Genomic DNA, 17,800 nt, shown 5'->3' on the forward strand with positions numbered 1-17,800 from the left:
CGCTTCGCGCGAAGTGTCAACCCCTGAGACTGTGACCCGCACCATACGCCGGGGGTCCCGGTGTCCCCGCATCCGCGATGTACCGATCGACCAGGATCTGCGCCAACCCCGGAGTGTCCGGCAAGGCCAGCGGCCGGCCGTCGACGGTTGCGGTCCCGGTCCGCCGGGCCGCGGCCACCTGATGCCGCGGGAACCAGGCTCCGCGGTCGTGCTCCGCCGCGTCGAGGACCAGAGCTGCGCCGAAAGGCTCCGCAACGGTCACGCTGAACCCCAGCATCAATGATCCGCTCGGCGGCCAGCTCTCGCTTCCCGCGTACACAGTCGAGACCACGGTGAATCCGGTCTCCTCGGCGACCTCCCGCGCCACCGCCTGCTCCGCTGACTCCCCCGGCTCGACGTAGCCCGCCACTGCACCCCAGCGGTCGCCGGCGGCACCGTGCCTGTGCAGCAGCGCGACTCCCTCAGGGGCGTGGACCAGCGCGAGTACGCACGGGTCGATACGAGTGAAATCGCCTGTCGCCGAGGTGGCTCGCATCGCCAGATGCTTCCACTGCGCCGCCGCCCACAGGGCGGCACCACGATCCGTCGCCGCGAGCAGTTCGAGTTCCCGGGGCGCTCGAAGCAGCATCGGCATCGTCGCATCGCACTCCTGCGGGCTCGACAAGAGAGCAGCAACGGCGAGTTCTCCGCTGGGAAGGCGCAGCTGCTGATGTCCGACCGCGCGGGCGTCGACGGTTCGAGGCGGGACCCCGATCAGGGAGCCGCGAACGTGCGCCACGTGACCGCCCTCGAACACCGGAATCCAGGTGGTCACTAGCGATTCGATAACCTTCCTCCCTTCTCGATCACCACCGACAGGCCCGCGGCGATGAGCGCGAGGAAGGCCAGAGCCACACCGGCCCAGATCACGTCCTCGACGAGCGCCGCACGCCCGTACACGGCGCCGCCGATCGCCGGACCGACAGCGTTTCCCACGTTGAACGCGGACAGGCTGACCGCGACGGCAAGGGTAGGCGCGGCGGCTGCGAATCCGATCACCCGTGCGTTGAGCGCGGCGGTCATGGAGAATCCGCATACTCCCATCAGGGTGACCGCGATCGCCGACGGAATCGCGGAGTGCACCACCGCACGGAAGACGATCATGACGACGATCAGCAGCATCAGCGACACGATGATGTTCTTCAGCGGTGAGCGTTCCGCGAGCCGTCCGCCGATCGAGATACCCACGAAGGTGCCTACGCCGAAAGCGAACAGCACCAGCGGAACGGTGCCCGGGCTCATGTGCGAGACATCGATCAAGACGGGCTGAACGAACGAGTAGACGGCGAACAGGGCGGCCTCGAAGAGCACCGTCGTCGCAAGCGCCGCGTACACGCGCGTCTGGTTGAGCGAGCGCAGCTCCGTCACAGCTATCGAGAACAGTGAGGAGTCGGGAGCATGGGCAGAGGGGATTCGATGCACGACCACGGCAACGAGGACCGCGCTCACCGCGCTCAGCACGCCGATGAAGAGAAAGGCCGACTCCCAGTTGAACTGCTCTCCGATGAAACTTCCCACCGGAACGCCGATCACGTTCGCCAGCGTCATTCCTCCGATGATCACCGCGATCGCCCGAGCCGTCCGCTCGCTGCCCGCGATCGAGACCGCCATCACCGCTGCCACCGTCAGTTCGGTGGCGCAGGCGACCGCGGCGACCACGCGTAGCACCACGATCGACTCGAAGTTCGGCGCCAGCGGCGTCAGCAGGTGCGCGAGAGCGAAGACGCCCGCACTGACCAACAGCGTCACCTTCTTGTCCATCTTGAGCGTGAGCAACGCCATGACGGGTGCTCCGATCAGCATTCCGATCGCGAAGAAGGTGATCAGTTGCCCGACCTGGGGAACGGACACCCCGAGCGATCGGGACATCTGCGTGACCAACCCGGCGATCACGAATTCCGAAGTCCCCAGCGCGAAGACACTCGCGCCGAGCGCGTACACGCCGACGGGCATGCGGCCCGACGGCGGCGCGGTCGCTCCGGGGCCACCGGTTGCGCCGACGCCCGTCTCGAGATCAGTCATTGTGGTCATCTCCATTCGTTGGTGAGTCATCGATGTCGTCGATCTGCTATCGCCAGCCCGCTGCGGCCAGCACGCGAGGCACGTCTCCGACATCGCAGTGATCGGTGACGAGGCCGTCGGGGGTGATCACGATGCAGCCTGGCTGGTCACCCTGCAGGCCGGGTGGGCGCGAATTCCCCAACCTTGAGGCATCGACTATCCGTGCGCCGCCGGACACCTCCCGATCGAGCTCGGCGAGTGACCGCGTCCATTGAGCGGCTCGCCACTCACTTCCCGGCCAGCAGACCACCGTGGGAGCAGCCGGTGCCACGGGAATCCCGAGTCCGACGCCCAGCCCACGATGATTGACGTCGACCCGCTGCCCGACGTCGAACTGTGCGAGCTCCGCGGTACTCATGATCGGTATCGGGCCCGGGTCGGACTCACTGACCGTCCAGTCGTCGACGCGGGAGCTCTGCGCCGAGGTGCGTTGCTCGATCTGGCGCGCCGCCGCGGCGCGCTCGACGGCATAGTCGTCGAGAGAGGATTCGGCCAGCCGTCCCGCCAGCACCGCCGAGAGGCGCCACCCCAGTGCTGCGGCATCACCGAATCCGGTGTTCATGCCCTGGCCCGACGCGGGCGTCATCCTGTGGGCGGAATCGCCTGCGAGAATCAGTCGGCCGGCCCTGAAGGTCGTGGCATGACGCACCTGCGCGCGGAAGCCGGCGGAGTGGTGGACGTGCTCGACCGCGACGTCGAGGTCCGATCGGACGCGAATCAACTCGGTTAGGTCGTCGATTCCGACAGGCACCGCCGGTGTTTCCTGGACGCTCCAAGCGATCCGGTAGAGGTCATCCCCTATCGGGCCCACCGCGAGACTGCCGTCGTGGCCGAAGTAGTAGCGGACCTCGTTGCGCGGCGCTCGGCCCGAGAGGGCGGTGTCGGCGAGGACGAATCGCGCAGGCACGTCGTAGCCGCGGTACTCGGCGCCGATCGCAGCCCTCACCGTGCTGCGGACCCCGTCCGCGCCGACCACCCACGCCGGCGAGATCTCACGGATGCCGACGCTCGTCGTGAGCGTGATGTCCGCGTGGTCGCCGGCGTCCGCAACCGACGTGCATTCCGCGGAGACGAGGGTTCCGCCCAACTCCACGAATCGATGACGCAGGATATCCTCCACCACGGACTGGCGGACGCTCACGCCGAACCGGTAGCGAGTATCGGGCAGCTCCCCGAGGTCGATGGACCGCAGCCGCATCGCGGCCGTGCTGAATGTGACTGCGTCGATCCGATGTCCGGCAGCTACGACGGCCTCCGAGACCCCCGCGCCCTCCAAGACCTCCAGCGAGCGGGGCCAGATCAAGGTCGCCTTGCTGTGCCGGCTGTCCGGCGCGGGTCGATCGACGACGAGAGCGTCGACGCCGTTGCTTCGGAGGAGACAGCCGAGCATCAGGCCGACGGGCCCTCCACCGATCACCGCCACCTCGGGGTTCTCAGCGATCACGTTGCGGTTCATCAGCCGACCTTCCTCTCGAGTGCGGATCCGGCGGCTCGGCGTCGCTCCGCCGCCCGGAACGCGGCGCCGAGCACCATCGTGACCGGTTCGCGGTTACGCGCCTCGAGGAACGCGAAGTGGCCGCCCGGTACCGCAACGACAGTGCTTGTGCCGCAAGAATGCTGCTGCCATTCGCCCATGGCGGCGGCGGGAGCGATATCGTCGTTTATTCCCGCCAGCACGTACAGGTCCTGGACCACACGGATCAGGCCGAATCCCGTGGAGCACTGGTCGACGAGCGCGAGGTCGTGATGGAGCCGGGCGTGGAGTTCGTTCCGTATCGCCTCGACCTCGAGTACCTCCGGGGCCGTCATTCCGGCTGCCACCAGGAAGGCCGACAGATCCGTGCTGTCGACGGCCGCCTCCGCGAGACGGTCACGCTCCCCGGGAGTCTGGCTCGCCACGACCACGCCGTCGCACAGTTCCGGGTGGCACTGCGCCGCTCGGATCGCCAGCAACGCGCCGAGGCTGCACCCGAAGAACACCGTGGCAACGGGAGACCGTTCCGCAAGCGCCCACCGCACCGACTCGACGATGTCATCCACCGCATCGTCCTCCTCATCGCGGGCGCGCGCGTCACGGCCGGTCATGGTCAGCGCCCACACCTCGGTCTCATCGGGGCACAACCGAACGACATCGAGGAGGGCCGATGGGCCGCCGCCTGCATGCGGAAACAACACCAAGCGATACCGGGGACTAGCAACTGCGGCGAGCTGCACCCACTGGGCACGGGTGCGTCCGCACGGATGTTCACGCTGCATCGGCTTCTCCCACTGCGACTCCCGCCGACCAGCCACGCGCTGCGATCATGCGCTCGGCAATACCGGTCAACACCGTTCCCGGACCCACCTCGACGAAGCGCTCCACTCCCGCCTCCATCGCCCGCACCAGAATCTCCGTCCATCGAACGGGCGAGAAGAGCTGTCGCACCATGAGATCCGCGATCGCGGCGCTGTCTTCAGGGAACAGTTCTGCAGTCACGTTGGAGTACACCGGAATACTCGGTGCGGCGAGTCGTAGGCGGGCCAGGACATCGGTGAACTCCCGGGCTGCCGCGCGCATGCTGCGACTGTGGAAGGCGCCGTCGACGTTGAGCCCCACCGCGAGGCCTCCGAGCTCATCGACGCGTTCGCAGAGCACATCCAGGGCGGCGTGGGGACCGGAGATCACCACCTGCCGGTCGCCGTTGTAGTTGGCAACATCGAGTTCGGTCAGTTCCTCGCTCAGGATGGTCTCGACCGCGGACGGCGACACTCCCATCACGGCGACCATTCCGCCCGCCGGCACCGATGCCATCAATCGCCCGCGTTCGGCCGCGAGTCCGACTCCGGACTCGAAGTCCACGGCGCCCGCCGCACACAGCGCGGCGAGCTCGCCGAGCGAATGACCTGCCAGTACGGCCTCGCCGCAGGCGGGATTCCGCAGATACGCCACGTACTCGGCGACGAACACCGTCGGCTGTACGTACTGCGTTTTGCGCAGCAGATCAGCGGATCTGCTCGCCTCACTGATATCGAACCCCGCGATCTCGGACGCCAGTACGACCAGGTCGTGGCGATCGCGAAGTGCCGTCGCGCACATACCGGGGCGCTGCGATCCCTGACCCGGGAACATGACGAGCGCGGTCATGCGCGGACCACCTGTTCGTCCGCCGTCACCAACTGCACAGGTACAACTGCGTCGGGCGCGACGAGCCGCAGTCGCACCGCCTCGAGATTCCGGATCCGAGACCTTTCCCGGGTTCCCGCTAGCAGGCGGAGCACGATCGCGATCAGGGCGCCGTGCGTTACGCAGCCGACGGTGTCGACTCCCGCAGGGAGATCGCGGAGGAAGGAGCGGAATCGGGCAGCCACTTCCAGCGCGGACTCCCCCGCGGGCGGGACGAACCGGGCATCGCCCGCCAGTCGCGCGGCGAGGTCCGGATGATCGCTCCGCAGCGCCTCGGCCGCCATGCCGTCCAAGTCGCCCAGATCTCGTTCCGCCAGCCGCTCGTCGACGTGGAACACACGGCCCGGAAACAAATGGACCGCAGTCTGTTGTGCCCGCAATTGCGGCGACGAATAGTAGGCGTCCGGGACGGGCAGTCCGCGCCCGACCCAGTCGGGTCCGGTCAGGGCTCCGGCCAGCACGGGTCCATCCGATCGACGCCCCTGCAGGAGGTCGGCCTCATTGGCTGCGGTACGCGCGTGGCGCACCAGGACCAGCTCGGTCACCGTGCACCGCCTTCGGGCAGCCTGTGCGCGACATCGAAGGTCGATGCGACGCCGGCGCAGCTCGCGGACCATTCGGACAGGCTCCACCAGTGCCCGTCCATCTCGACCACGCTGTGGTCCTCGACGGCGACGCGCACCTGTTCGGCGTCACTCAGTGGCGTCGGCGCGGCGGTCCGCAGGGCCCGGTAGGAGCGCATCCACAGCGTGTTGCTCCGGGAGCGCGGAACCCCGTCCAACTCGTAGAGCAAGGCCTGCGCAACCTGCGCAACGGCCACCACGTGTTGAACGTCGCCAAGGCTGTCCGGGTATCGGCCTGCGAGCTCGCGATACGCGGAGTCATCGCGCCGTACCGGCACCGTGAGTGTCGCGCTCGCTGTATCGCGACCTAGATCGAGCGCGACGTCAGTCAGGGCGACCTCGCTCCCGTGGTACGCCGTCCCGCCGACCGGAGCGGCGGTAAGCGTCCTGGGTACCTGCTCGATCTGGATGCCACCGGGCACGCGAAGTGTGAAATCGATGCGCATGGAGCCCAACTCAGCGCGGACGACCAAACCGGAGCCGGCGCTCTCCGGGTCCGTCCGGACCGCGGCCCTGACCGGCACCGTCGTCGCATCCTCCTGAGGCGATCCGCCCGCACGCAATCCGAGATCATCGATCCAGGCACCGGTGATCTGCTCGGGGGCAGCGGTGGTCGCGCACCGGAGCAACTCGACACCGAGCAATGCGGCGGTCACCGCGCCGTCGATGGTGGACACGTGCGGGGTGACGCTGCGCTCGCCCTTCGAAGACCAGGCGGCGGGGTAGTCGATGGCCATCGAGCCCGAGACCCGGACGCTCTCGCCGTCGACGGTCGCCTCGCGGAGCCTGAGGGACTGATGGACGTCGCGGTAGCGGCTTCCGAAGAAGCGATCTGCGCCAGGGCCGAGCGCGTCGTCGATCGAACGGTGGAGTACGGGGGCGCTCATGCCCGAACCTCGCCGGTCAGCGCACGCGAGTGCACCGCGTCGATGACCGATCCGACGCTGTCTGCGCCGGTGATCTCGTTGGCGGCGAACTCCACGCCGAATCGCTTCTTCACCTTCATCCCGAGCTGCACGATGCCCAGGGAATCGACGTACAACTCGTTGAAGGTCCTCGCCTCGACCGCATCTTCATCGGCGGCATGGCGGCGGACCAGGTAGTCGCGGATGAAGGCGGCCACTTCGGTGCGCTCCGGCGACTGGTTGACGAGATCTGAACTCATGATCGGTTCCTTCCGGATGCGTGATCTGGTTATCGGCTGAGAACGGCGGGGCCGCGCTATGTGGCCGTGGTGGAGAGGGCGGGCCAGGTGAACGTCGTTGCGCCCCAAGACGCTCCCGCACCGAATGCCGCCAGCATGACGCGATCACCGCGATGCAGACGTCCGTCAGCCAATGCACGGCCGAGCGCGAGAGGGATGGATGCGGCAATGGTGTTGCCCGCCTGATCGATGTCGACGATCACCCGGTCGGGCCCGAGCTCCAACTCGTCGGCGACAGCGTCGATGATTCGCCCGTTGGCCTGATGCGGAACGAAGATCGCGACGTCGTCGACACTGATACCGTTGCGGTCCAGTGATTCCCGAACGGCTTCGGACATTCGTTCCACTGCCTGAACGAACAGCGGCTTGCCGTCCATAGTGATGAACGGCGTGGTGGACCCGAGAGACTCGGACGCCCGATCGCGGCCGCCGTATCCGGGCATCATCACGAGATCGTGATGCAGGCCGTCCGCGCCGAGCACTACATCACCGAGAACACCGTCACTCTCGAGGTCGTCCGCGGACTCGATCACCACGGCACCCGCTCCATCGGCGAAGATAGCGGCCGTATTCCGATCGGTCGGATCGGTGAAACGACTCGCGGTCTCAGCGCAGACCAGCAGAACCCTACGCGCACCACCCGAGCGGACGATGCTCGCCGCAACCTGGAGCCCGTAAAGGAATCCCGTACAGGCGGCGCTGATGTCGAAGGCCGGAATGGCCCCCAGGCCCAGCGCCTCGGCCACGATGGGCGCCGTCGGCGGGGAGATGAAGTCCGGTGTCGCGGTGGCGAGAATGAGCATGTCGACATCGCGGGTCCCCGCGGATTCGAGCGCTCCGACGGCCGCGCGAAGGGCGACATCGGAGGTCGCTTCGCCGGGTTCGGCCCGGCGACGAGTGATGATGCCGGTCCGGCTCGTGATCCAGTCCGGATCGGAGTCGATGGACGTGCAGATCGACTCGTTGTCGACGATACGTTCGGGACGATAGGTACCCAATCCGCTTATTCGGGCAGCGAACACGATCGAAACCCCTTCCTCGGTCGGGCGTCCCGGACCTGCGCCCGAGCCGTCCCCCCAACCGGCAGTGTCCACAATTGTGAACACGACCGAGTAGACGCCCTCGCAGCGCGACCCGTCAAGCGCGACCGACTGTGATTCAGCACACCCATACCCGGGTTGACCGCAGGGCCACCAGGATGTTTACTGTTCAATGACCGTTCACAACAGCGAACGATCACCATGTCCCGGCTTCCTCGGGACCGATGCGCTGCCCGCGACGCGGGTAGCATCGGCCCCAGCGAGCTGGACCGCGTGGGGGGAAGCAAGGACTGGCGACTGCAAGTGACACCCGACGCAACGGCACAAGAGATGAAACGAACCTTCACCGAATCCCTGAACGAGCTCTTCGACAATCGCGAGGAGGCGACCGGCCGCCGTCAGTCGCTGAGCGAGTTCCTCTCCGATTTCGAGCGCGTGACCGGCACCCGCATCAGCAAGGGGTATCTCTCCGAACTCCGCAGCGGCGTCGTGACCGACCCGCGCCTGGAGCTGATCCGCGCATTCGCTCGATACTTCGACGTTCCCGCCAGCTACTTTCTCGGTGACGGCGACGAAACCGATTCCGCACATGCAGAACTCACACGATCGTTGACAGCTGCCGGCGCGCAGATCGGACTGCGCGCCGGTGGTCTGTCAGAGCAGTCGATGCGCGAGTTGACACGGCTGATCGACGATCTCCGCGAGCAGGAGGGGCTGGCCGCCGCCGACGACGACTACCCCACGGCCGAACGCTGACCCTGCTCCGCCAGTGCGCCAAGGACCCGGGCACACGCGCTCGCCGAGCCCTCGCCACGGGCGACGGCAGCGCGGAATGCGTCCGCTGATCGGAAGACAGACTCGAGATCGGCGGTTCGGAGCTTTCGGAAGTGCAGCAACGGGGTATCGAGCCCTATGACCGACGGATCGTCGTGCAGATCGATCGAGGCGTCGCCGGGCCCGCGCCCCAGCGGCGCCGCCGCGTCGAAGATCGCGACGACCGCGGCCGTGAGATACGCCGACATCGCAGCGGGCGAGAGGTATTCCGTCCATCGAGGGGAGGCGAAGCCGCCGCTGACGGCAGTCTCCGTCTCACTCACGGCGGCGACCAGCGGGCGCAGTCGCAGGTAGTCGCGCACGTCCGCATAATGCCGGGTAATCCGGTCGCCGAACAACCCCACTTCGACGAACCCGAATCCCGTTGCATAGACCAGGGCACCGATCACGTGGGCGTAGAAGGCCACAGTTTCCACGGCGCCCCCGACGGGCGAGCCGGCCGGAAGCCACGCATGCCAGTACGGCGATCCCAGTCGGCAGATCGCGAAGAAGGCGATCATGGCGGAGCCCATGCAGACCAGAATCAGGCCGGATCGCGCTCCGCGCGAGTCGATTCGGCCGATCTGCGGGACGCAGACCGCCAGCACCGCTACCTTGGTCGCCAGCATCGATCCGGCGTAGGCGACGATGTAGATCCGGCCCGGCACCGTGGGCTCGACGGCGACGATGTAATTGGCCTCCGACGGACCGGGATACAGCACCACGAAGCATGTCACCAACGTTCCGATGGCGAGCGCGCCGAACGCGGCAACCGCCAGCACTGTCCGGCGCGGCACCCGGCCCCAGAGCCAGTAGACCACCAGCAGCAGCGTGAGGCAGTTCCAGAGCACCCCGGAGACATGGGTCAGCAGCGCCACCAGATGCTGGATACCGAAGGTGGACTTGAGTTGCGGCATGAAGATCGAGGCCGTGAACTGGTAGAAGAGCATCCCCACCGCGATCGTCGCCAAGGGCAGCAGGAGCCGGACGCCCCCGCGGCGACGCTCGGTGCGGATCCCCGCTAGCGCTGACAGAGCGATGATTCCGAAGGCGACCACTGCGAGCTGGTAGCCCCAGAGGTACTCCGCGCGAGTCACTTCCACACGCGGCCCCCGGCGAGGGTATCGGTGATGCGGTCGGCTGCCGTTCCCGGATCGGTGGTGCGGACCGAGCGCACCCGCAGGAGATGTGACAGTCGTGCGGCGAAGTACTCCGCGGCACGTTCATCACCGGTCGACGCGGTGCAGGTCGCCCCTTCGGCGATCTCATCCGGGCCCGCGAGACGGTGATCCAGAATCACATGGCCGAGTTCGTGGAAGACGGTGAACAGTTGATGTGTGCCCGGTGTGGCTCGATCGAACATCACCACATCGCCCTGGCCGAGCCTGACGACCATGCCGAAGACAGCGCTGGCACCGAAGTCCGCAGGCATCAGCCTGATCTGCCTGCCCGTACGGGCGGTGAGCAGTTCGATCATGTCTCCGAGTGTCGGGCCGGTCCCGGTGAAGTCGAGCCCCGCGACGAGTTCGGCCGCAGCCCGCTCGACCGCGCGGCGCTGGCCCCACCGCAACTGCGGCGCCCACGCGCTCATCGCACCGGGGGCCGATCATCCGAGTGCTCCCGCAGCCAGCTCGCCAGCAGCGAGAAGACGGCATCCGGCGCCTCGCGATGCGGGAAGTGGCCGACGTTGTCGAGCACGACCCGGCGATAGTCTCCAGCGACGTGATCAGCTGTGCCCTCAGAGGCCTGCGGCGCGACGCACCCGTCAGCTCCGCCGTGGATTACCATTGTGTGGCAATCGATCCGGGAGGAACCCTCGATGGCTTCCGACACGGCATCCAAGGAGGCGGGAATGTCCTCACCGCCCCACCACCAGCGGTGCCCGTAGTAGCCGGCTGTGACGGCCCCCCAGGAGGCACCGAAGGACCCGATGGTGGCGTCGAGATCGTCGGAAGTGAATGCCCAGTTCGGCGACCACTGGTGCCAGAGGAGTTCGACGAGGCCGCTCCGATCGGACTCGAGGTAGCGCGCTCCCATGGGCGTGTTCAGCAGCCAGTGGTACCAGAATCGATGCAGGTGATCCGGGGGCGGAAGCTGGGGTGCATCGGACCGTGGCGACCATCCCGCTCCGAGCAACGTGGTTGTGGAAATCCGTCCCCCGCGCCACGACGCGGCGAGATTGCCAGCAGCCATGGCTCCCCAGTCGTGCCCGATAAGGTGCACGGGTTGATCCGGGGCGAAGATCTCGACCAATTCGCGGAGTCCGGTCACCAGCGCGGGCAGGGTCGCCACCACCTCGTCGGACAGACCCGTCGCCACCGATGAGTCCACTCCCGGCCAGGCGGGCACCACGACGCGGTACCCGTCGTCGGCCAGGCGGGCCGCGATCGACGCCCAGGATCCCGGATGATCGGGCCATCCGTGGATCAGGAAGACCGTCGGGCCGGTGACACCGTAGGACGCGACGTCGAAGGTCGCGATCGACGTCGAAACACGCTCGCGCCACAGTGCGGGTGGATTCACCTGCACCACGCTACGGGGTAGTTCGGGCACCTTGCGACCTGAGCGCGAGCCGGACCGTGGTCCCCATGACGACGAACACCACCGCGATGACCGAGAACGCGAGCACGGGTGATGCGATGACAGTCGCCGAGCCCAGCACGGCGACCGCGATCACCATGCCGAGTTGCCGCCCGACGTTGAACGTCCCGGCACTGATGCCCGAAGTGCCTGGAGTCGCGAGGGTCATCGCAGCACTACTGAGCGTGGAGGCCAACACCCCGGCCGCCACGCCCAGAACCGCGGTTGCGGCGAGCGCAGCGGGCAGGGAGGAGTCCACGAGGAGGGCGATCGCAAGGGCGGCGCCGGCGCCGATCGCGGGTGCGGTCAGCAGCAAGATCCTATGCCGATCGCGTGGTGCGACGAGCGCGACCACGTTACCGACCAGCCATCCAACGCAACACGGCACCATCAACAGCCCAGCGTCCGCCACATCGACGTGCCGGACCACCTGGAAGTACACCGGAAGCACGACCAGCGAACCGTAGGCAGCGAATTGGTAACAGGTGCCGGAGAACACGGCCGGAGTGAATGCGCGGTTGAACACCACAGGCGGCACCAAGGGCTCGGATGCGACACGGAGGTGCCGGACGAGTGCGATGGCGACCACGACGAGCGCGACCGCACATGAGACGGCCACCTCGACCGCGCCACGGCAGAGTTCGATCAATCCGGCGGCTACGGCCGAGAGGCCGAGCGCCAGGAGCGCCTGGCCGCGCCAGTCGATGTCGCGCCCGCCCGGCTCGCCGTCCCGGACGGAGGGCAGCAACGCGAGTGCCATCGCGGACAGCGGCACATTGCAGAGGAACACTGCCCACCATCCGAGCTGAGAGACGAGGACCGCGGCGAGGATCGGCGAGGCGGCGATGGCGATCCCGCCGACCACGCCCCACACCCCGATTGATCGAGTGCGTCTGTCCAGCTGCGGAATTCGACGGCTGATGACAGACAATGTCATGGGGAGCATGAACCCGGCAGCGGCGCCCTGTCCGATCCGCATCGCAATGAGAACGCCGATGCTCGGCGCGACCGCGCACAGCACCGAGAACACGACGAAGGTGAGCGTCGCCCGGCGGAACACCCGGGTGCTCCCGATTCGGTCGCCGAGCACCCCGGCGATCAACAGGACGGCGCAGAGCGGCACGGTGTAGCCGTCGAGCACCCACTGGCGAGCCACGGTGCCTGCTCCCAGGTCCGCCGCGATCTCCGGCAGCGCAACGTTCACACCGGAGGCGTCGAAGGCCACCATGAAGTTGCCGAGGCTCACCGCCACCACGCCGATCCATCCCAGAGGCGGCGCACCGACTCGTGCCGCCTGCGTGATGGTCGCACTCATCCCGCGCGGGCCGATCGTTCGCCAGGAGCCATTGCGGATAGCACGGTGTGATGTACCGGCACATCGACCCCGAGACGCTCGGCGTACGCCACCACCGCGCCGTTCTGCTCGAACAGCTCCGATCTCCGGCCCGCGCGGAGGTCTCGCTGCATCGACGACGTGGTCGCGGGCTCGAAGCCGAGGTAGACCGCCATACAGGCGGCGACATCGCCATCGGTGATCTCGATTCCCTGCGCCCGTGCGACCGCCGCCACCTCGTGCATCGCCGATTCGACGAGGCCGCGACTTTCCGGGTCCGCCGCCGTTTCCCCCGTCGAACGTCCCGTCAGTGCTCCGACGCCTCCGTACGAGGCCACCAGCATCAACTTTCGCCACAGCGCCCTCGGCATGTCCACATTGACCGTGACGGTCATCCCCGCCTGCTGCAAGGTCGTAGCGAGCCGAGTCAACTCTCGGGTCGGTCGGTCGACCCGATCGACCGGACCGAGCTCGATCACCGCGTCCGCGCCGAGACAGTGGACCGTGAGCGATTCGGTTCGTTGCGCGATCACCACGCAGGTCGCGGCGACGGCGTGCTCCGCCCCCAGCGACTCCGCGATCTCCAGCGGCGCGTCCACCCCGTTCTGCAGGGTGAGCACGAGAGTCTGCGGTCCGATGAGCGGCGCGAGCGATCCTGCCACCTCTCGTACTTGCCACGACTTCACGGCCACGATGACCGCATCCACCGGAACCGCGACATCGTCGAAGGAGTCGATCACCGCCACATCATGACGCCGGACCTGACGGTCGCCGTAGTCGATCGTGATCGGCTCACCCGCAGCGAAGCCGGACACCGCCTCGCCACGAGCGAGCAGGTACACCGTATTGCAGCTCACCCCGGCCAGGGCGCCGGCGCAATAGAGGCCCATCGCCCCCGCACCGACGACAACGATGTTCACGCCGGTACCCGCTCCGCGGCGGAGACCCCCGTGATCTGCTGTCCTCGCGTCGCCAGCACGTCCAGGGCCGCCAGCGGAACGTCCTCCAGGCGGATCATGTCGTCGTACAGACCGCGAATCCTCGCGGCCAGTTCGTCGTATTCGTCGCGCTTCCGGTCGTACAGGGCGTCCATCCGGGCGGAGAGCCGCTGATAGACGGCGTCGACGAGCGCCGGGTCCGACGCCGTCAGCTCATTCATACCGCTCTCGATGAGGATCTGCTTGATGTACGTCGGAAACAGACCGATCTTGTTGAGGAAGTAGTCGACATCGCGCGAGACTCCCAGATAGTCAGGAACATTCACGATTCCGGCGTTCTCGTTCTGTACGAGGAATCCGCTGACCGCGCGGTACGGGTCAGGGGCGGCGAGATACGTGTGCTCTGCGAGTCTCGCAGCATGCGCGAGTCCGTCGAGATCGAGCTCGCCATCGGCGACCGTGATCGAGTTCCGCTGGAAGATCGCGGCAATGCTCTCGATCTCCGGCAGCCCAGCCCGGTTGCCCACGCCGGCGACCCCGCCCTCGACCATCTGGAAGCCGTGGAAGACGGACGTCAGAGAATTGGCGGTCCCGATGCCGAAGTCGTTGTGCCCGTGCAGATAGAAAGTGATATCTGGGTTGTCGCGTACCAGGTTGGCGGCGAGAATCGCCGTGGTGTCCGGGACGAGCGTCCCTACCGAGTCATTGATCCGGATCAGCTCGATCCCCTGGGCTCGGCACCGGTCGATCTGCGCCATCAGATGCTGGTACTCATGCTCGTCGACAGTGGTCGAGAACGCATTGAGCAGACTCGAGCGGAAACGGCGGATTCCGATGCCGCGGAGGCGATCCACGACCCGCTCGAACAGATGTTGCTGACTGTCGATCTCGATCATGCCGAGACTGACATAGATGCGATCGCGATACTCCAGCGGCAGGTCCCGCTCCAGCGTCGCGATCAGCGGCTCCCAGGTCTTGAGCGTGAGATTGAACGAGAACTGCGCCGACGCGGGGATCCTTCCCATCAGATGCTGCGAGTCGAGAACGCTCCGAACGAATCTCGCCTCCTCTAGACCGGAGCCCACGTCGATGTCCGTGACCCCCGCCGCGGTGATCGCCTCGATGAGTCGAAGTTTGCGGTCGTCACCCGCGCCGAACGGCGCGCGTTCGCCGCCTTCCCGGATGGTCTCGTCCGAGATCGCCTTGATTTCGAAGTCCTCGTATCGGGCCTGATGCCCTGTGGGAAAAGACAATGCAGACATCACCACTCCGTTCATGATTGTGAACCCTCCCACCTCAGTGAACACCCGGGGGACCGGAGCGGCAACTCGTGCGAAGTGAGATCGTCGTCACACCACCGTGCGACGCGTGGTCACGGCCACCGTGATCGCCAAGACGATCAGCGGGAGTGCGATGGCGACGGACACGGAGAGCGAACTGCGCAGGTGCAGCGCCTCGACGACCACCGAGTACACCGCACCGGAGGCCATCTGCACGAAGAAGAACAACCCAGCCCCCACACCTTGGGCCTTGAGGTCCAGTTCCAGCAGCCCGCCCTGGGAGAACGGAATCGCAGCCCCGACGCCGAGGAATCCGACAGCGAGTGGCAGGACGACGGCGGCGGGGTTGTGCACGCCGATCGCCGCGAGGATCACCAGGGCGGCGGCACCGAGTACCGACCCAACCGCGCCGATGCGCACGGCCCGCACCGTCGACGAGGCACGCCGGATCAACACGCTGCCGGCGATGTAGCCGACTGCGGGGACGATCAGCAGGAGTCCGTACTGCAATTCCGAGGCGCCGTGCAGTTCCTGGAGTACGAACGCGGATTGTTCAATGAACAGGAAGTACCCCATCCACGCCAGCGAGATCACTACGGCGTTTCGGTGGAACCCTTTCCGGCCCAGCGCTTCGCCGATACCACGACCGATCGCCCGCGGCGTCGGCGACACCGGGGACGCGGGTGGGGACGCGGGGACGAGCAACAGGAAGGCGGCGGCGAGAATCACCCCGAGCGCCGCGAGTCCCATGAACAGTGCGCGCCATGCCAGCACCTGCACCAGCGCGGACCCGAGGAAGGGCGAGAGCGCCGGGGTCGCGGCGATCACGATCGACAGCGAGGTGAGCAGCTGCATCCTGGCGTCGGCCGGGTACCTGCGCTGAATCACCAAGCGACACAGCACTGTCGCGGAGGTTCCGCCCAGCGCCTGGACGAACCGCGCGGCGGCGAGCACGCCGACGTTCGGTGCCACAGCGGCCGCCACGCCTCCTGCGGCGAACAGCAGCAGCCCCAGCGCCTGGAGGGCGCGAGCGTCGAAGCGGTCGGCCAGGATGCCGGCGGCGAACATCGAGACCGCGTATCCGGCCATGTACCCGGACAGGGTGAGCTGCACGGCCGCGACCGTGGTGTGCAGATCGATGGCCATCTGCGGGATCGACGGGTTGAGCAGGCTGAGGCCGAGTTGCGGCGCCGTGACCGCCACGAGCAGCATGACGGTGGTCCACCGCCGCGGAGTGGTAGCCGCGGCGGCTTCCTTGTCGACGATCCCGACTGACATCACAGATCACGCCCCCTCGAACCGATTGCCTGCGCCCCCGCTGAACCGAACCCTGCTTTTCATACTGCCTGAAAGTAAACAATTAGTGTCCGGTGACGCTCCACCGCCGAATCTGTGCGCTCGGAGGACGCGAAGCCCGCGATCGGCTCCGGCGCACACGGAGACCGGTCACGGCCGAGGGACGGGCCTCCGAGGCACCTCAGCGTCATCGGAAACACGGAACTCGGTCGCACTGCGCAGTGCCGGGAGCAGAGCCCACAACTCGTCACCCGGACATTCCGTAGGGCCGGCGATCTTCGACCAGTCGCGGTGTCCGCTGATCGACCATTGCGTGGCGCGCACGGCGTTGTTGGGATTCGCGTACCGGACCGCGGCCTGCGGGTTCATCCCCAACGGGCGGCACAGAGCCGCGAGCACCTGGACGAGCGATGCCCGGGCCGCCGGGGTGGGCTGTGAGCCGGTGAAATCACCGATCACACAGATTCCGATGTTGCCGCTGTTGGCCTGATACACGTGCCCGGCGGTGACGACTGGCGTACCCGGTCGCAGCGTCGAGGTGCCGGGCGCGAAGACGGGCGCGTCGGTGCCGGTGTCGCGGCCGGCGTAGATCACGCCGTTGGGGTCGATCACGAGGTGGTAGCCGATGTCACCCCACCCTCGTCCGCCGTCGGATGCCGGGGACGCGTGGAACCGGTAGATCGATCGGACCGCATCGCGATAGTCGAGGTACTCGTCGCCCCGCGGTTGCGCCGTGTGGTGCACGGTGATCACCTGGGCCGGTGTGTAATCGGGGGTTCCCCAGGTCTGGAGGCCGGGATCGGCTCCCCAACCAGCCCGTGTGACCACGGGAAATCCCCATCCGTAGTGGGTGGCCACGGGCGACTGGAAGTTCGGTGCGGTCGCGATCCGGTAGCGGGTCGGCGTGAGGGCGATACCCGCGTCGGTGATCACCTCCAGGTCGAGTGTGTCCGCCGGGAGGGCGATCAGCTCGGAGGTGTTCGGCAATGGCCGGTCGTCGCGACCGTGCGTCGTTCGGCGGACGGCGATCTCGACGGTGCGCCCGCCGGGAAGCGCGACCCTGATCGCGACCCGCTGCCCTCGTGTTCCGGTGAGGTCGACCGAGACGTATCCGGCTCCACCGGCGGTCGGTGTGGGTGCCGCCGCGGCCCTGCGCCCCGATCCAACCGTGGCCGCCACGGCCGTGGCGCCCGCCATCATCACCGAACGCCGGGAAATCCGCATACTGCCACGCCTCCATTTCGTGATCGCACCGCTCACCGGAAGGCACGCCGAAACGTCTGACGAACCACTGCCCGAGCAGGTTTCGTGCACGACGCCGCGCGCATGAACCCCAGTTTGCGGGAGCTCTCCCACACCCGTCACCGCCGGCTTCATGAACACTCCCGCCGCACCGAGGGCGCACACACAACGCATCGTCGCGCCACACA

At 67.3% G+C, this 17,800-nt stretch carries 18 protein-coding genes; 1 reads left to right on the forward strand and 17 read right to left on the reverse strand.

Annotation, left to right across the window (positions count from 1 at the left end):
• Positions 1-16: 16 nt before the first annotated feature.
• From ABD108_RS18220 to ABD108_RS18260, 9 genes are read right to left on the reverse strand one after another with little or no spacing between them, the layout of a single operon-like run.
• Complete coding sequence (locus tag ABD108_RS18220) at positions 17-814, reverse strand: NAD(+) diphosphatase (protein WP_343931007.1); 798 nt, start codon at positions 812-814, stop codon at positions 17-19.
• Entirely contained in the window at positions 814-2,070 is a 1,257-nt protein-coding gene (locus ABD108_RS18225; protein ID WP_343931008.1) for an MFS transporter, read from the reverse strand. Before ABD108_RS18225 ends, ABD108_RS18220 begins: the two co-directional genes overlap by 1 nt.
• 37 nt (positions 2,071-2,107) lie before the next feature.
• Positions 2,108-3,523 (reverse strand): FAD-dependent oxidoreductase, encoded by a 1,416-nt coding sequence (locus tag ABD108_RS18230; protein ID WP_343931009.1) that lies wholly within the window; start codon positions 3,521-3,523, stop codon positions 2,108-2,110.
• A 32-nt stretch (positions 3,524-3,555) separates the two neighbouring features.
• Positions 3,556-4,314, reverse strand: a complete 759-nt coding sequence (locus ABD108_RS18235) for a thioesterase II family protein (protein ID WP_220656800.1) — start codon at positions 4,312-4,314, stop codon at positions 3,556-3,558.
• A 31-nt stretch (positions 4,315-4,345) separates the two neighbouring features.
• Positions 4,346-5,224, reverse strand: a complete 879-nt coding sequence (locus ABD108_RS18240) for an ACP S-malonyltransferase (RefSeq protein WP_220656801.1) — start codon at positions 5,222-5,224, stop codon at positions 4,346-4,348.
• Complete coding sequence (locus ABD108_RS18245; RefSeq protein WP_220656802.1) at positions 5,221-5,808, reverse strand: histidine phosphatase family protein; 588 nt, start codon at positions 5,806-5,808, stop codon at positions 5,221-5,223. The genes ABD108_RS18240 and ABD108_RS18245 overlap by 4 nt, the downstream gene beginning before the upstream one ends.
• A complete protein-coding gene (locus tag ABD108_RS18250) occupies positions 5,805-6,773 on the reverse strand; it encodes an AvrD family protein (protein WP_220656803.1) in 969 nt (322 codons plus the stop codon). Before ABD108_RS18250 ends, ABD108_RS18245 begins: the two co-directional genes overlap by 4 nt.
• On the reverse strand, positions 6,770-7,051 hold the full coding sequence (locus ABD108_RS18255; protein ID WP_220656804.1) for an acyl carrier protein: 282 nt from the start codon (positions 7,049-7,051) through the stop codon (positions 6,770-6,772). The genes ABD108_RS18250 and ABD108_RS18255 overlap by 4 nt, the downstream gene beginning before the upstream one ends.
• A 56-nt stretch (positions 7,052-7,107) precedes the next feature.
• On the reverse strand, positions 7,108-8,112 hold the full coding sequence (locus ABD108_RS18260; protein WP_343931010.1) for a beta-ketoacyl-ACP synthase III: 1,005 nt from the start codon (positions 8,110-8,112) through the stop codon (positions 7,108-7,110).
• A gap of 291 nt (positions 8,113-8,403) precedes the next feature.
• Here ABD108_RS18260 and ABD108_RS18265 point away from each other — a divergent pair, with 291 nt between their 5' ends.
• Positions 8,404-8,886, forward strand: coding sequence for a transcriptional regulator (locus ABD108_RS18265; protein WP_255585551.1), 483 nt, complete (start codon positions 8,404-8,406; stop codon positions 8,884-8,886).
• Here ABD108_RS18265 and ABD108_RS18270 read toward each other — a convergent pair.
• From ABD108_RS18270 to ABD108_RS18305, 8 genes are all read right to left on the reverse strand, one after another.
• Positions 8,865-10,001, reverse strand: coding sequence for a hypothetical protein (locus tag ABD108_RS18270; RefSeq protein WP_305110292.1), 1,137 nt, complete (start codon positions 9,999-10,001; stop codon positions 8,865-8,867). The genes ABD108_RS18265 and ABD108_RS18270 overlap by 22 nt on opposite strands.
• 35 nt (positions 10,002-10,036) lie before the next feature.
• Positions 10,037-10,534, reverse strand: coding sequence for an ImmA/IrrE family metallo-endopeptidase (locus tag ABD108_RS18275; RefSeq protein ID WP_220656807.1), 498 nt, complete (start codon positions 10,532-10,534; stop codon positions 10,037-10,039).
• Entirely contained in the window at positions 10,531-11,466 is a 936-nt protein-coding gene (locus tag ABD108_RS18280; protein ID WP_305110294.1) for an alpha/beta fold hydrolase, read from the reverse strand. The genes ABD108_RS18275 and ABD108_RS18280 overlap by 4 nt, the downstream gene beginning before the upstream one ends.
• Before the next feature lie 10 nt (positions 11,467-11,476).
• Positions 11,477-12,775 (reverse strand): MFS transporter, encoded by a 1,299-nt coding sequence (locus ABD108_RS18285; protein WP_343931011.1) that lies wholly within the window; start codon positions 12,773-12,775, stop codon positions 11,477-11,479.
• Positions 12,776-12,834: 59 nt separating this feature from the next.
• Entirely contained in the window at positions 12,835-13,776 is a 942-nt protein-coding gene (locus ABD108_RS18290) for a ketopantoate reductase family protein (RefSeq protein ID WP_305110296.1), read from the reverse strand.
• A complete protein-coding gene (locus ABD108_RS18295; protein ID WP_343931012.1) occupies positions 13,773-15,071 on the reverse strand; it encodes a beta/alpha barrel domain-containing protein in 1,299 nt (432 codons plus the stop codon). Before ABD108_RS18295 ends, ABD108_RS18290 begins: the two co-directional genes overlap by 4 nt.
• Positions 15,072-15,143: 72 nt before the next feature.
• A complete protein-coding gene (locus ABD108_RS18300; RefSeq protein WP_220656811.1) occupies positions 15,144-16,352 on the reverse strand; it encodes an MFS transporter in 1,209 nt (402 codons plus the stop codon).
• A 168-nt stretch (positions 16,353-16,520) separates the two neighbouring features.
• A complete protein-coding gene (locus tag ABD108_RS18305; RefSeq protein ID WP_343931013.1) occupies positions 16,521-17,594 on the reverse strand; it encodes a peptidoglycan recognition protein family protein in 1,074 nt (357 codons plus the stop codon).
• Positions 17,595-17,800: the final 206 nt, after the last annotated feature.

The organism is Tsukamurella strandjordii, from assembly GCF_039525985.1.
GTDB lineage: Bacteria > Actinomycetota > Actinomycetes > Mycobacteriales > Mycobacteriaceae > Tsukamurella > Tsukamurella strandjordii.

What these genes read in the sequence shown, in the direction of transcription:
- ABD108_RS18305 (WP_343931013.1), bottom strand. Translation starts at nt 17,594, where the DNA reads ATGCGGATTTCCCGGCGTTCGGTGATGATGGCGGGCGCCACGGCCGTG.
- ABD108_RS18300 (WP_220656811.1), bottom strand. Translation starts at nt 16,352, where the DNA reads ATGTCAGTCGGGATCGTCGACAAGGAAGCCGCCGCGGCTACCACTCCG.
- ABD108_RS18225 (WP_343931008.1), bottom strand. Translation starts at nt 2,070, where the DNA reads ATGACCACAATGACTGATCTCGAGACGGGCGTCGGCGCAACCGGTGGC.
- ABD108_RS18255 (WP_220656804.1), bottom strand. Translation starts at nt 7,051, where the DNA reads ATGAGTTCAGATCTCGTCAACCAGTCGCCGGAGCGCACCGAAGTGGCC.
- ABD108_RS18250 (WP_220656803.1), bottom strand. Translation starts at nt 6,773, where the DNA reads ATGAGCGCCCCCGTACTCCACCGTTCGATCGACGACGCGCTCGGCCCT.
- ABD108_RS18240 (WP_220656801.1), bottom strand. Translation starts at nt 5,224, where the DNA reads ATGACCGCGCTCGTCATGTTCCCGGGTCAGGGATCGCAGCGCCCCGGT.
- ABD108_RS18275 (WP_220656807.1), bottom strand. Translation starts at nt 10,534, where the DNA reads ATGAGCGCGTGGGCGCCGCAGTTGCGGTGGGGCCAGCGCCGCGCGGTC.
- ABD108_RS18295 (WP_343931012.1), bottom strand. Translation starts at nt 15,071, where the DNA reads ATGAACGGAGTGGTGATGTCTGCATTGTCTTTTCCCACAGGGCATCAG.